This window comes from Siphonobacter sp. SORGH_AS_1065 (assembly GCF_030818595.1).
Taxonomy (GTDB): domain Bacteria; phylum Bacteroidota; class Bacteroidia; order Cytophagales; family Spirosomataceae; genus Siphonobacter.
In genome coordinates this window covers 4,574,398-4,588,394 of sequence record NZ_JAUTAM010000004.1, presented here as the reverse complement: position 1 = coordinate 4,588,394, position 13,997 = coordinate 4,574,398, and the positions used below count along the sequence as shown (strand labels likewise).

Genomic DNA, 13,997 nt, shown 5'->3' with positions numbered 1-13,997 from the left:
TATTGAATACCTAAGAAACGGTTCCGCCGTTCCAGATGGGTTCGCCGGGGCGGATGAATTGCAGCTTGCCGTCGCGGTCTTCTGCCATCAAAATCATCCCTTGCGATTCGATGCCCATCATTTTTCGGGGGGCCAGATTCGCCAGTAAGGAGACCTGTTGACCAATAATAGCTTCGGGTGAAAAATGCTCAGCGATGCCACTAACTACCGTCCGGGTATCAATTCCTGTATTCAGCGTTAATTTTAATAACTTCTTAGATTTAGGAACGGCTTCAGCCGCCGTGATGGTGGCAATACGAATATCCAGTTTGCTGAAATCGTCGTAGGTAATGGCCTCTTTCTGAGGAGCTGGTGTTTTAGACGCCAGCTCGTTCATCTTTTTCGTATCCAGCAATTTCTGTACCTGAGCCTCGATGACTGCGTCTTCAATTTTCTCAAATAATAAACCCTTATTCTGAATGGAATGACCTTCAGGAAGTAAAGACGCCGATCCGGCTTTACTCCAGTTAGTATCCGTCAGGTTCAGCATTTCACGCAGTTTGGTTGCCGTGAAAGGCAGGAAGGGTTCCGCCAGGATAGAAAGCGAAGCGGTAATTTGTAAACTCAGGTTCAGGATCGTAGCTGCACGCTCGGGGTTTTCCTTAATGACCTTCCAGGGTTCTGTAGAGGCCAGATACTGATTCCCCAGGCGAGCTACTTCTATAAATAGGCTCAGTCCTTCCCGGAAACGGAAATTATCGAGTGAGTCAGCAATTTTGGCGGGATACAGAGCCAGCTCTTCCAGCATTTTCTGATCGGCTTCGGTTAACTCGCCGAGAGCCGGAACTGCCGGGCCAAAGTTTTTCTCCGTTAATACAACAGCCCGGTTTACGAAGTTACCCAGAATTCCGACCAACTCGGAGTTGTTACGTGTTTGGTAATCTTTCCAGGTAAATTCCGAATCCTTAGTTTCGGGAGCGTTGGCAATCAGGGTATACCGAAGCACGTCCTGCTTGCCGGGCATGTCTTCCAGATATTCATGTAACCACACCGCCCAGTTCCGAGACGTGGAAATCTTGTCTCCTTCCAGGTTCATGAATTCATTGGCCGGAACGTTATCCGCACCCGCAATGAAACGGCCATCGGCCATCAGCATGGCGGGGAAAATCAGACAGTGAAAAACAATGTTATCCTTACCAATGAAGTGAATGAGACGGGTATCGTCGGCTTTCCACCATTTCTCCCAATCATCGCCTTTCAGTTCTTTCGTAAAGGTGATATAGCCAATCGGAGCGTCGAACCATACGTACATGACTTTACCTTCGGCGTTGGGCAAAGGTACTTTGATACCCCAATCCAGGTCGCGGGTCATGGCCCGTGGTTTCAGACCTTCGTTGAGCCAGGAACGAACCTGACCAGCCACGTTGGTTTTCCATTCGGGGTGACTCGCTACGTATTTTTCCAGCTCTGGCTGCATCGCATCAAGCGGCAGGTTCCAGTTTTTGGTTTCTTTCAGAATCGGCGTTCCGCCGGATAGCATCGAGCGGGGGTTAATCAACTCGCGAGGACTCAGGGTGCTGCCGCAACGCTCGCACTGATCGCCATACGCATTTTCGTTTCCACATACCGGACAGGTGCCTACGATGTAACGATCAGCCAGAAACTGACCCGCTTTTTCGTCGTAATACTGTTCGGTTACTTCTTCTACAAATTTTCCCTGGTTATATAACTGAAGGAAAATCTCCTGGGACATTTCGTGATGAATGGGCTTGGACGTCCGGGAATAAATGTCAAAATCGATTCCAAAATCCACAAACGACTGGTTGATTTGTGTGTAATACTTGTCAACCACCTCCTGCGGAGTGATGCCTTCTTTTTGAGCCCGGATGGTAATAGGGACACCGTGTTCATCGGTACCCGAAATAAAAGCGACGTCTTCTCCTTTCGCCCGGAGGTAACGTACATATACGTCTGCCGGAACGTAACATCCTGCCAGGTGACCAATGTGAATCGGACCGTTGGCATAAATGAGGGCTGCGGTGACGGTAGTGCGGTTGAATTTCTTCTCAGACATGAAAATCGGTAATTAAGGTCAGCAAAAGTAAGCATTTTTGGAGGATAGAGGGAAGAGTTTGCGGGATCGTTCGATCCGTTAAAAAATCCTTACTTTTGGCCTGTCAACGACGAAACGTAATTTTGTATCGTTTGGTCAGGTTCAGAAGATCTGTTTGCAGAAGAGGCTGAATTAGATCGGAGAGAGGCGATCTTTCCGCAGAAAACAGGAAGCAAAGCGTAAAGAGATGGTATTTCTCACCGGGGCTAATGGCCTGATTGGTAGTGCGGTAGCAAGGAAATTTATTCTGGAAGGAGTATCGGTTCGGGCTCTTCGTCGAGCCAGTAGCGACCTTCGTTTAGTAAAAGATCTAGAAGATCGAATCGAGTGGATCGAAGGGGATGTGCTGGATGTAGCCATTCTGGAATCGGCCATTCGTGGCTGTACGTATGTCGTACATACGGCAGCGGTAGTCTCCTTTTCACCGAAAGAACGGGAAAAATTATACAAAATTAATGTAGAAGGGACGGCAAATGTCGTCAATATCTGCCTGAGCGAAGGCGTTCAGAAATTAGCCTACATTAGTTCCGTAGCGGCTTTAGGAAGACCTTCACAACAAAGTAAAAACCCAGATGTACCGACGGTTGTGGATGAAAATCAGAAATGGGAAGAATCGCCGTTAAATTCACATTATGCCATCTCCAAGTATCAGGCCGAGCTGGAAGTCTGGCGGGGGGTATCAGAAGGGCTCAACAGCGTGATCGTAAATCCATCGGTAGTGATTGGGGAAGGCGACTGGGACAAAAGCAGCACGGCTTTGTTCAAGTATGTCCATGATGAAAAACCTTTTTATACCGACGGGACTTTCAACTACGTAGATGTTCAGGATGTGGCCGAAGCCATTTATCAGTTGCTCTACAGTACCATTAAAAACGAACGGTTCATTCTGAATGCCGGACGCACCACGTATCGTCAGTTTTTTGATTTGATCGCTAAAGAAATGGGCAAGAAAGCTCCTTCCTATCGCGTTACTCCTTTAATTGCGGAAGTGGCCTGGCGATGGGAGGCATTTAAGAGTATTTTTACTAAAAAACCGCCTTTGGTAACGAAGGAGACGGCCCAAAGCTCACAAACACACTTTACGTATCCGGGAACGAAGCTCGTATCAGCCTTACCTTTTAAATACCGCACACTAGAAGAAAGCACCCAGCGAATTGTTGCCTATTTAACAAATGCCTATTATAATAGTTGAAGTGTTTAGTGAAAGCTTTTTACTCTACTTAAAAAGATATTGTTTTGTCATTCAATCCAGCTTGTTTTAAGATTACTCACATGAAAAAGGTACTCCCCATTCTTTCGCTCGTGGTAGCCAGTTTTACTGCGGCTCAGGCTCAAAGTGAAGATGCTGCCATTAAAGAAACGTTACAGAATTACATTGACGGCGGAGCCACGGGTGATACTGCTAGTCTGAATCGGGCTTTTTACCCCACGGCTAACCTGAGAAGTTTGGCAAATGGACGGGTAACGAGTACACCCGTAAAGGAATTTATTGGCAGAACGCCCAAGGGAGGAGCCAACTGGACTGGCCGTATCGTTTCTTACAGTTATTTAGGAACGGCAGGTTCGGCAGTGCTTGAAATGCAACTGGATGCTTTCAAATTTGTTGACTTTTTGTCGTTGATGAAAATCGGAAACGACTGGAAAATCGTAAGTAGAGTATTTACGCGGGCCGACAAAAGTCAGCCCATTACCTCAGTTGGAGGAGGAAAAGCCGCTGTAACGCAGAAAAAATCTGCTGCGAAGCCTAAGCCAAAGTCAGATGATGGTTGGTGAGATTGAGAACTAACCTCCAAAGAACTACTAATGAATATTTTTTCGTATCTAAAAGATTCACTTTCTGTTGAGGTCGTAGAAGCCATTGCTTCGTATGTAAACGAAAATTCGGATCGGGTAAAGCAGGCGGCAGATCTGGCCGCTTTGTCCGTTGTTGCTGGATTTCTGAAGCGATCATCAAGCGAAAGTGGAGCTAAAGCTTTATTTAAAGCGATTGAACGTGAGAACATTTCTCCGGAAAAATCAGCTCAGCTACCTCAATTGCTGAAAGACCGGGATCAGATCTCACAGATTGCCCAGAAGGGAAGTAATCTCTTTAGCCATTTGTTACCTGATAAACGGAGTGTGGTAATCACGATGATTACTGGTCAGGTTAAAATTCGGAATTCTTCGGCGACCAATGTGCTGGGAATCTTATCCTATTTGGGGGTCGATATCCTGGGTAAACAGATTAGGGATCAAAACCTGGATGCCGTTGGACTGGCGTTATTGCTTCGTAATCAGAAGGATAATTTAATTAAAGAAGTTGATCCTGAGTTATTTAATAGGGTAGCGGTTACGCTTTCCATTGAAGAGTTCGAACGGTTGGGTTACGTAACGCCCGCGGAAGAAGAAACCGTGGAAGTTCAGGAGCGTCCACGTTCCAGAGGAAACGAAAATCCGTACGCGGATCTGACGGAAAGCTCCACTTTTCCCTGGAAAAGCGTCGTAGCTGGGTTGGGAATTCTGGCGGTTCTGGGCGGAGGTTATTATGCCTGGCAGAACTACGGAGATTCCATTAAAGCCAGCACCAGCCAGGATTCTACCTCGCTGGAAGAAGTAGCCGTTCCGGCTGATTCAACAGCTTTATACCCAGATACTTCGGCAGCAGTCAAGCCAGGGGTTACTCCCAATACAGCGACGTCGGCAACTTCGGCGGCGGGTGGTCTGGCGGATAAACTCACCAAACATCTGGCTGATCCGTTGGGTAAACCAGGAGCCTATTTCACGTTTGATGAGGTGAGCTTTGATCCGATTACAAATCAGCCTACGGCTCAGTCGACGCCGGCCCTGAACGCATTGGCAGAGGTTATGAAAAAGAATCCTAACCTGCAATTGAAGTTCACTGGAGTGACCAAGCAGTTGGGTAATAAGAAAAACGTTTTTAAGCAAGCCAATAGCATTAAATCCTTTTTAACCAACGCAGGTGTAGACATCATGCGACTGGATGCCGCAAGTTTCCTTTCTTCGGACTCAACCAAGCCCAACCGCAGCTACATTGCCGTGAAGGTGATACGTCAGTAATCCCTTATTGATAGAAGAACCTCCCGCCATTGCATCGTTGCGGGAAGTTCTTCTATGATTTTAAGCTCAAACAAAAGCTGTGGAGGCCGTTTACCTCGGTGTATTGAATTTGTAAGCCGTAGTTATCACAGATTTCCTTCACGATGGCCAGGCCAAGTCCTAATGATTCGGAAGAACTGCCTTCTTTCTTGAACCGGGAAAAAAGCTCGTTCGGTGCGTGAAGAAGGACGTGCCCGGTATTGCTGAGACACAAACGATCTGAGGATGAATGCAAGCGGATTTCACCGCCGGCTACGTTGTGCCGTAATGCATTACTAACCAAATTGGTAATCAGACTTTCCGCCAGAACTGGGGGTAACACAACCATAAATGGAGATTCAATAGTAACGCTCAACTGAATCTTTTTATACTGCACCATTTCCTCCATATCCGCGAGTTTCTCAGTCAACTCTTCGCTCAGATCGATGGTCTGTTGATTCACAAATTGCCGATTTTCAATCTTCGCCAGTAATAATAAACCCTGATTCAGACGTGACATTCGAAGCGAGGCTTCGTAAATCGTTTGAATCCAGTGTGTTTGGTTTTCCGTGAGTTGCTCGGCTTGAATCAACTGCTCGACTTTGGCATTAATCAGGGCTAGCGGCGTTTGTAACTCGTGGGAGGCATTCTCCGTAAACTCCTTGAGATTCAGATAATCATGCAAAATCTTATCCGACATTTTCTGAAGGACTTCGTTAAGTTCATTGAACTCGATAATCTCCGGCTGAGCGAGCTGAAGTTTCTGTTTCTGGGTTAAATCGAAATGTTTAATTCGGGAAAGGGTATCATAAAAAGGCTGCCAAATGCGGCCTGAAAGCTGGTTTTGAAACCAATAGGTACCCAGCAATAATAACCCCAGCATCAGAGCCATGGTAAAAGTAATGGCCTCAATGAGCCGATACGACTGAATCATGGATTTGCGAATCGTTACCCGATGCTCAACGCGTTGAATGGGCACGTAAAAGGTAAGCTGCCGAAAAGGGATCATCTTCTGCGAATACCGATCCTGAATGAGCGTGTCCTTGAACGTTTCTTTGAAGTCAGTGGGTTCGTGGGCGGGTTCTACCTCAATTTTATTCTCGACGAAATACGAATCCTGCTTCCAGTTGTAATGATGGATGTAGACTAGAAAATCGCGTTTTTCAACCAGCAATCGGCTTTCCACTTCATCGTAAATCAGCCATTTGATAATGCCATACATGCTAAATGCCGCTATGACGTACAGACTTAGCGAAAAGAGTAGATAAATGCGGTTGGTTTTTTCCAGTAATCTCATACTTCGCCGAATTTATAACCAATGCCGTAAATCGACCGAATGTAGTCGCGGCTACCCTTTTCAATCAATTTGCGACGCAGGTTTTTGATGTGCGAGTACACCATATCCAGCGAATCGGCGGAGTCCATATGATCGCCCCAGAGGTGTTCGGCAATGGAAACTTTGGTTAATGCAACGTCAATATTAGAGAGAAAATAGAGTAATAAATCGTATTCTTTGCGGGATAATAGTGTTTCCTGTTCTTTCACGAATACTTTCCGGGAAAGCGATTGCACCACGATTTCGTGATACTGAATTTCATTGTGCCCTCCAAAATTTCGGCGACGAATCAGGGATTTGACCCGGGCGTTGAGTTCGGATAAATGAAAAGGCTTGGTCAGGTAATCGTCCGAGCCCACTTCCAGTCCTTTGATCCGATCTTCCAGAGCATTACGGGCTGAGATAATAATAATTCCCGTCGAAGCCGAGCGTTTTTTCAGGGTTTCAATCAATTGGAGTCCATCGCCTCCGGGTAGGGTTAAGTCAACAATGATACAATCGTATTCATAGAGATACAGTTTTTCGTCAGCCTCCTGATACGTAGCCGCCATCTCGCAACGGTATCCTTCTTTGCTGAGGTAAGCCGTTATACTCTCGGCTAAACCCTGCTCATCTTCAACCACTAACATTTTCATAATTCACCCATTTACTGATTTCGTCAGCGAAGATAAAGTACCAATTTGGGAAAGAAATGGGAGATTTTGCATTGAAATTCCAACGCAGAGACGCGGCTTCATCACGTCTGGCCGGGAGATGAGTATAAATAAATGGGTAACAAAATTGCCTTTACCATCCGCCCTGGTTGGTGTTCTCACCAACCCCTACCTTTTAGTAATGGCTGGTGAAGACACCAGCCAGGGGAGTAGAAAACCGATTCTTACCCAGAAACATCCGCCCTGGTTGGTGTCCTCACCAACCACTATGCTTTTAGTAATGGCTGGTGAAGACACCAGTCATAGTGGTAGAATAAAAGGTAATAAAAACCGACTCATACCCTGACACAATGAATTCACATCCCTACAAAGGGGGATGCGTTAGTAAGGTCAGTAGTTCGTCCGTAGAATTTACGTAATAATCCGGCGGATTCTGATTGATTAATTCCATCGGATCATACCCCCAACTCACCCAGGCAATGGAAATCTGAGCGGCCCGGCAGGCGGTAATATCCCTTAATTCATCGCCCACATAAAGAATCTCTTTTGGCGTTACCCGTAAATCTTTCATCAAGCGATTCATTACTTTATGTTTCCCGAACAAATTTCGAGACGTATAAATGTGTTGAATTGCGGTTATTTGATTGGATTGAAGGAAATTCTGAATGTTTGATTTAGCGTTGGAAGAAATAATGGCCAGCGTAAAACCCTGATTTTGGAGCTGACTTAACAGGGTTTTGATTCCTTCAAAACATTCCAGCCGATGCATGGCTCGTCCGTATTTTCTCAAAAAAAGAAAAGATATCCAGGGAATATGATACAGTGGAATTCGCATGATTTTAAAGCGTTCGCGAATGGAAAGCTTTCGTAGCTCATGGATGTTTTCGGAATCTAAGGAGAGGTAACCATATCTTCTGGCGATCTCGTTGTAGACCTCTACGAAAATGTATTTGGAATCAACTAAAGTGCCGTCAAAGTCGAAAATGATGGTTTTATACATGAATGCATGGGTGGATAACAAATGAAAACTCAAGGTAATAAAATGCTTCGGCTGTTCATAAATCGCTCGATTATTATCCAGAAAACTAAGCCGAAGGTTTGAATAACTCAGTTCCAGCAATGAAAATACTAGCCCAACAGACCACTGGCTTTCATCGCAATTATTCCCACCGGGTAAGAAAGTTACGCTTGATAAGTTCAGAACTGGTCAATGCAATAAAAGAAACACTTTGTTAAAAGTTGCCTAAAAGTTATAATCGAAGACATTATGGCAAATCAGGGCTTCTGAAATTTTAAGCGATGGGGTATGAGCTAACTTCCTCGCAGTGTCCCCGGATGAAATCCGGGTCCATCCAGACCGGGACTACTCATATTAAACCCCGCTGGGGTTGTTGTTACAAAAGGTTTACGGCCAATAACCCCGGAGGGGTTCAACATGGATAGCCCCAGGCTGGATAGCCCGGGATGAAATCCGGGGAAGAAACGTTTATTCAACTCTTATTTTTAGACAGCCTCTTACATTTATATGGAAAAAATTTAAAAAGGTAGATTGGGGAAAAAATAGTAAATACCTTTGTGTCCAAACTTCTACGGTATATGAAACCGTCTATACTCTTTCGACTGTTTAACGTATTTATGGTATTGGTCGTCCTGACGACATCTACGGGTTTTGGACTCGTGGAGCACACCTGCCATATCCGTCACAAGAAGAAAGTTTCACTGGTTTCGTTTGATGAAAAGAAGTCTTGCCCCGCTTGCCTTCACAAGCAACATCCTAAATCCAGCCATCAGAGTCTTAAAAAACAGAGTTGCTGTCAGGAAGAAACCCGGTATGAACACGTTTCGTACACGTCTTCGATTACCAAGCTGGCGGCAAAGTTTGTTAAGATGGTCGTGGAATTCACGGCTCATGTGGCCTATTACCTCTTCCAGTTACTGCTCAGTGCCTTTCGCTCACTTCTTTCGAGTGCCTATGATGCACAGGCGGCCATTCCGCTTTCCGGGCGAAGTTTACTGGTTTTTGTGCAATCTTTCCTGATTTGATTGGCTCTGAATGATTCATTCTGAGGAAGTTACTGTCCTTGGATGGGCCTTGATGCTTGTGCATTAAGTCTTCATTCTGTATTCATTTAGCCATAATTTTATGCGTATTCAGCGATTCGTATTCACTGGAGCATTGCTTCTGTGGACCTGTTATACTTCCCTTGCTCAGACGTTAAACGGCCGTGTGGTCGAGAAGCAGAGTAATGGGAGCCTTGAACCTTTGGTAGGAGTAACCGTCTATTGGTTAGGAACTTCTATTAATACCCAGACCGACGGTCGGGGAAAATTTTCGATTATTAAACATTCGGATCAGCAAAAGCTGGTGTTTTCGCTGGTGGGGTATCGCTCGGATACCCTTCAGGTTAACTCACTGGATTCACTGACGGTTACTTTGGTAAATGCCAATCAGCTTCAGGAAGTAACCGTCACCAGTGCGGCCTCTTCCATTGACCGCATTAACCCGATTCATACGGAAATTATTACCTCAAAATCGCTGGCGAAAGCCGCCTGTTGTAATCTTTCCGAAAGCTTTGAGACCAATGCTTCGGTTTCGGTGAGTTACGGCGATGCCGTTACGGGAGCCAAGCAGATTCAGTTACTGGGTCTGGCCGGAACGTATGTACAGATCAATACCGAAAACATACCTAACATTCGGGGTTTGAATACGACGTTCGGACTGAATTATACACCGGGTACCTGGATCAGTTCGATTGATGTTTCCAAAGGCGTAGGCAGTGTAGTGAATGGCTACGAAGCCATGACCGGAGCGATTAATATCGAACTGGCTAAACCCGACGGTGACGACAAACTTTTTCTGAACGGTTACGTGAATAGTTTTGGCCGGGCGGAGTTGAATCTGAATCTGGCTAAAAAACTGACCGATAAATGGTCGGTGGGGCTGTTAAGTCACGGGAGTACGCTGCAAACCCGGCTGGACAAAAACAAGGATGGATTTATAGATGTGCCGCTGTATTCGCAGGGCAATATCATTAACCGCTGGAAATACCAAAGTGACCGCTGGATGACGCAGTTTGGCGTAAAGGCTCTATACGAAGATCGTTTAGGCGGACAAATGGACGCGGGGCGGGACCGACCCAACGTGTACGAGTTTGGTAACGTAACCCGCCGACTGGAATTCTTCAGTAAAACGGCCCAGCTTTTTCCTGAAAAGCCTTACAAGGGGTTAGCCTTAATCTTTAACGGCGTCTATCACGATGCCTCGGCTCGCTTTGGTTTCAAGCGTTATTCAGGAGTTGAGCAAACGCTTTATGGAAACCTGATTTACCAGAATATCATCGGTGATACCCGGCATACGTATAAGCTCGGAGCCAGTTTCATGCTGGATGATTTCAACGAAAAATTCCTGGATTCTGCTTTTGTAAGAAAAGAACTAGTTCCCGGAGCCTACGGGGAGTATACCTATACAATTCCCGAGAAAATGACGCTGGTCGCTGGTGGACGGGTAGATTTTCATAACCTGTACGGAACCCGCTTTACGCCTCGTTTACACGTATTAGTTCACTTGCCCGCCGAAATTGATGCCCGGGTGAGTGCCGGAAAAGGCTGGCGGGTGCCTAACCCAGTGGCCGAAAATTACGGGATGCTGGTTAACTCCCGGAATTGGACCATGCTCGATTCCCGCATTAATCCCGAACAAAGCTGGAACTATGGCCTGAGTCTGACGAAAGCCTTACCCTGGGGCGGTAAAAACAGCAGCTTCACGCTCGACTTTTATCGTACGGATTTCCAGAATCAACTGGTGGTAGATATGGAATCGGCGGATCGGATTGTGGTGTATAACCTGCGTGGCAAAAGTTATGCGAACAGTTTTCAGGCGGAATGGAACGTGCAGCCCTTACCCCGCACGGAGATTAAGCTGGCCTATCGCTGGTTTGATGTGCAACAGACGGTTCGAACGCCGGGCGGCGACCAGACTTTGTTACCCAAAATGTTTGTGAACCGCGACCGGGTTCTCTTCAATATCGGCTGGGCTAGCGATCGATTTGAGAAATGGAAGTTTGACTTTACCTGGCAATGGAATGGTCGCCGACGCGTGCCTAATAGCGAAGCCGGGCATATTCATGACGTTACTTCACCACCCGTGTATGCTCCAGCCTTTTCGAATCTGAATGCTCAGGTAACCAAAAATTTCAGAACCTGGGCCTTGTACGTAGGAGGTGAAAACCTGGCCAACTTTACCCAGAAAAATCCAATCATCGGAGCAAATGATCCCTTCGGGAAAAACTTCGATGCCTCGATGGTATGGGGGCCGGTGATTGGCCGAATGATTTATGCTGGATTTAGATACAAGATTCAGTAAACGAAAACGCAAAGGATGACGACGGTATATATCAAAAATATGGTTTGCGACCGCTGTAAAATGGTGGTGCGGCAAACGTTCGAATCGCTGGGAATGAAACCCGAGCGGGTCGATTTAGGTGAAGTTGACCTTGCCAATGGCGTGTCTGATTGGGAGGTTCTTCAAACGCACTTAGAAAGCTTGGGCTTTGAGTTGCTGGAAGATCGGCGTCAGCAGTTAGTAACCCAGATGAAGCGACTGATGCTCGAATACATCAGTCAGCCGGGACGGGCTAGGCTAAACATATCCAGCTATTTATCAGAAGAGCTAAACCGGGATTACAGTGCCTTAAGTAAGCTTTTCTCAGAGCTGGAAGGTCTGACTATCGAGCATTATCTGATACGGCTAAAGATTGAAAAGACCAAAGAGTTACTGACCTATAATGAACGTAACCTCAGTGAAATCGCGGATTTACTAGGGTACAGTAGCGTTGCTCATTTATCCAATCAATTCAAAAAAGTAACCGGGGTAACCCCCAGTCAGTTTCGGCACGGCCATCAGTCTACCCGCCAGTCGCTGGATCAGATCTGAAATCGTAGACACATGATTGATCGCGTCTAGTACTAAGACAAGGTTAAAGAGAAACGAACCGAGTAACAAACAGTAAAAGCCATGAAAAACCTACTAATAACCGCTTTGCTATCTGGCTTATCCGTAACCTCGTATGCTCAGCATGAGCATCATCAAATGCAGGCGGATACGACCAAACCCAACCATGAAATGTCGCATGAAGGCATGAATCATGAACACCACGAAGGCCACCCTTCGATGACACATTCGTATTCACTGAGTTTACCAATGAATCGAAATGGATCGGGAACGGGCTGGCAGCCGGATGCTACGCCGTTGTATGCCTGGATGAAACATCAGTCGAAATGGATGTACATGGTTCACGGAAGTGTTTTTCTGAGGTATACGGGTCAGAATATAAACAATCCGGGCAAACGAGGGCAGGCGAGCCGATTATCAGCTCCGAACTGGGTAATGGGGATGGCCCAGCGGCCCGTAGGTAAGAATGGGTTATTCACGGCTTCTTTGATGGTATCGCTGGATCGTTTAACCGAAGGAGGTGGAGGTTACCCCTTGTTGTATCAAACCGGAGAAAGCTGGAAAGGAAGTCCTCTGATTGACCGTCAACACCCACACGATTTAATTTCGGGACTGACCGTCGGTTATACCCAGCGATTAAGTGCAAAAGTCGATATTTCGGGTTATGTGGGTTACCCAGGGGAACCAGCTTTGGGACCCGTGGCGTTCATGCACCGTTTTTCCTCCATGAATAACCCCGATGCCACCCTGAGTCACCACTGGCAGGATGCTACGCATATTACCTTTGGCGTAGCGACGCTGGGAGTTCGGATTGGTCAGGTAAAGCTGGAAGGATCCAGTTTTACGGGTCGGGAACCGAATGAAAATCGATACAATTTCGATAAGCCTCGTTTTGATTCGTATAGTTACCGTGTTTCCTGGAACCCATCTATGCATTGGTCTTTGCAGGCTTCCCGGGCTTACATTCATTCACCCGAAGGATTGCATCCTGAAGAAAACGTCAATCGAACCACGGCTTCGGTTCAGCACGTGATTCCAGCCGGAAAGAATAGCTGGGTTGCTTCGACGGCTTCCTGGGGGTATAACCAGTCGGGAGATCATCATAACGAACATTCAGCTTTGGTGGAATCAAACTGGCAGCATGAGACCTGGGCGGTTTATGGACGTTATGAATTTGTTCAGAAATCAGCCGAGGAGTTGGTTTTGCCTACCAGTCTGATTTACAACGTCAATGCTCTGAGTTTAGGATATAATCATCAAGTAGCCCAGATGGGAAAATTATGGCTAGTAGCGGGTGTGCAAGGCACTGTTTTTTTGCAGGATAAGGCATTGAATTCGTTATACGGATCAACGCCCTTAGCCGGGCAGGTTTATCTGCGACTGATGCCGACCCGGTTAAAAATGTAAGATTCATTTTCCAACCAAATCCTTGATTGCTATGAATATGGAAGCCTGTATCGAGGCCTGTCTGGCCTGCGTAAAAACCTGTGAAGCCTGCGTTACCAATTGCGTAACCAAATCCGGGCACGAAATGGATCGTACGAAGTGTATTCAGTTATGCCGGGATTGTGCGGAAGTCTGTACCACCTGTGCTCGCTTGTGTGCCCGTGACTCAGACTTTGCTTTGGATATGTGTCGAATGTGTGCGGAAGTATGCAAAGCCTGTGCGGCAGAATGTGAAAAACACGCCACTCACGGCGATGAAGTATGTGCCCGTTGTGCCGAAGCTTGCCAATACTGTGCCGAAGTATGTGAAAATATGGCAGTTGCTGCTTAATTGATGGGTTTAAATAGGGTTTGATTGTTTGAGAAGTTTGAGGTTTGAAAATATTGAGTGACTAAACATTTTCAAACCTCAAACTTCTCAAACCTCATCTAACTATCAACCTC

At 46.3% G+C, this 13,997-nt stretch carries 12 protein-coding genes; 8 read left to right on the top strand and 4 right to left on the bottom strand.

What is annotated here, in order from left to right:
* Nucleotides 1-10: 10 nt before the first annotated feature.
* A complete protein-coding gene (metG, locus tag QE390_RS19860; RefSeq protein WP_106635845.1) occupies nt 11-2,053 on the bottom strand; it encodes a methionine--tRNA ligase in 2,043 nt (680 codons plus the stop codon).
* A gap of 226 nt (nt 2,054-2,279) precedes the next feature.
* Here metG and QE390_RS19855 point away from each other — a divergent pair, with 226 nt between their 5' ends.
* The 3 genes from QE390_RS19855 to QE390_RS19845 all read left to right on the top strand — a co-directional run bounded on the left by QE390_RS19855 (nt 2,280) and on the right by QE390_RS19845 (nt 5,149).
* Nucleotides 2,280-3,284 carry an NAD-dependent epimerase/dehydratase family protein gene (locus tag QE390_RS19855; RefSeq protein WP_307143463.1) on the top strand — a complete coding sequence of 335 codons (1,005 nt, stop codon included), beginning with the start codon at nt 2,280-2,282 and terminating at the stop codon, nt 3,282-3,284.
* An 80-nt stretch (nt 3,285-3,364) separates the two neighbouring features.
* Entirely contained in the window at nt 3,365-3,865 is a 501-nt protein-coding gene (locus QE390_RS19850; protein ID WP_307143462.1) for a nuclear transport factor 2 family protein, read from the top strand.
* 30 nt (nt 3,866-3,895) lie between these two features.
* Entirely contained in the window at nt 3,896-5,149 is a 1,254-nt protein-coding gene (locus QE390_RS19845) for a DUF937 domain-containing protein (RefSeq protein WP_307143461.1), read from the top strand.
* Between the two features lie 52 nt (nt 5,150-5,201).
* Here QE390_RS19845 and QE390_RS19840 read toward each other — a convergent pair whose 3' ends face one another.
* From QE390_RS19840 to QE390_RS19830, 3 genes are all read right to left on the bottom strand, one after another.
* Nucleotides 5,202-6,464, bottom strand: coding sequence for a HAMP domain-containing sensor histidine kinase (locus QE390_RS19840; protein WP_307143460.1), 1,263 nt, complete (start codon nt 6,462-6,464; stop codon nt 5,202-5,204).
* Entirely contained in the window at nt 6,461-7,138 is a 678-nt protein-coding gene (locus QE390_RS19835) for a response regulator transcription factor (RefSeq protein ID WP_307143459.1), read from the bottom strand. The genes QE390_RS19840 and QE390_RS19835 overlap by 4 nt, the downstream gene beginning before the upstream one ends.
* A gap of 382 nt (nt 7,139-7,520) precedes the next feature.
* Entirely contained in the window at nt 7,521-8,156 is a 636-nt protein-coding gene (locus QE390_RS19830; RefSeq protein ID WP_307143458.1) for an HAD-IA family hydrolase, read from the bottom strand.
* 596 nt (nt 8,157-8,752) lie between these two features.
* On the opposite strand from QE390_RS19830, the gene QE390_RS19825 reads away from it, so the two are divergent.
* From QE390_RS19825 to QE390_RS19805, 5 genes are all read left to right on the top strand, one after another.
* A complete protein-coding gene (locus tag QE390_RS19825; RefSeq protein ID WP_307143457.1) occupies nt 8,753-9,199 on the top strand; it encodes a hypothetical protein in 447 nt (148 codons plus the stop codon).
* 100 nt (nt 9,200-9,299) lie between these two features.
* Entirely contained in the window at nt 9,300-11,519 is a 2,220-nt protein-coding gene (locus QE390_RS19820) for a TonB-dependent receptor (protein WP_307143456.1), read from the top strand.
* Between the two features lie 15 nt (nt 11,520-11,534).
* Nucleotides 11,535-12,089 (top strand): AraC family transcriptional regulator, encoded by a 555-nt coding sequence (locus QE390_RS19815; RefSeq protein ID WP_307143455.1) that lies wholly within the window; start codon nt 11,535-11,537, stop codon nt 12,087-12,089.
* Nucleotides 12,090-12,170: 81 nt separating this feature from the next.
* Nucleotides 12,171-13,514, top strand: coding sequence for a hypothetical protein (locus tag QE390_RS19810; RefSeq protein WP_307143454.1), 1,344 nt, complete (start codon nt 12,171-12,173; stop codon nt 13,512-13,514).
* 31 nt (nt 13,515-13,545) lie between these two features.
* Nucleotides 13,546-13,884, top strand: a complete 339-nt coding sequence (locus QE390_RS19805; protein WP_307143453.1) for a four-helix bundle copper-binding protein — start codon at nt 13,546-13,548, stop codon at nt 13,882-13,884.
* Nucleotides 13,885-13,997: the final 113 nt, after the last annotated feature.

What these genes read in the sequence shown, in the direction of transcription:
- QE390_RS19820 (WP_307143456.1), top strand. Translation starts at nt 9,300, where the DNA reads ATGCGTATTCAGCGATTCGTATTCACTGGAGCATTGCTTCTGTGGACC.
- QE390_RS19805 (WP_307143453.1), top strand. Translation starts at nt 13,546, where the DNA reads ATGAATATGGAAGCCTGTATCGAGGCCTGTCTGGCCTGCGTAAAAACC.
- QE390_RS19825 (WP_307143457.1), top strand. Translation starts at nt 8,753, where the DNA reads ATGAAACCGTCTATACTCTTTCGACTGTTTAACGTATTTATGGTATTG.
- QE390_RS19830 (WP_307143458.1), bottom strand. Translation starts at nt 8,156, where the DNA reads ATGTATAAAACCATCATTTTCGACTTTGACGGCACTTTAGTTGATTCC.
- QE390_RS19855 (WP_307143463.1), top strand. Translation starts at nt 2,280, where the DNA reads ATGGTATTTCTCACCGGGGCTAATGGCCTGATTGGTAGTGCGGTAGCA.
- QE390_RS19815 (WP_307143455.1), top strand. Translation starts at nt 11,535, where the DNA reads ATGACGACGGTATATATCAAAAATATGGTTTGCGACCGCTGTAAAATG.
- QE390_RS19845 (WP_307143461.1), top strand. Translation starts at nt 3,896, where the DNA reads ATGAATATTTTTTCGTATCTAAAAGATTCACTTTCTGTTGAGGTCGTA.
- QE390_RS19840 (WP_307143460.1), bottom strand. Translation starts at nt 6,464, where the DNA reads ATGAGATTACTGGAAAAAACCAACCGCATTTATCTACTCTTTTCGCTA.
- QE390_RS19850 (WP_307143462.1), top strand. Translation starts at nt 3,365, where the DNA reads ATGAAAAAGGTACTCCCCATTCTTTCGCTCGTGGTAGCCAGTTTTACT.
- QE390_RS19810 (WP_307143454.1), top strand. Translation starts at nt 12,171, where the DNA reads ATGAAAAACCTACTAATAACCGCTTTGCTATCTGGCTTATCCGTAACC.
- metG (WP_106635845.1), bottom strand. Translation starts at nt 2,053, where the DNA reads ATGTCTGAGAAGAAATTCAACCGCACTACCGTCACCGCAGCCCTCATT.
- QE390_RS19835 (WP_307143459.1), bottom strand. Translation starts at nt 7,138, where the DNA reads ATGAAAATGTTAGTGGTTGAAGATGAGCAGGGTTTAGCCGAGAGTATA.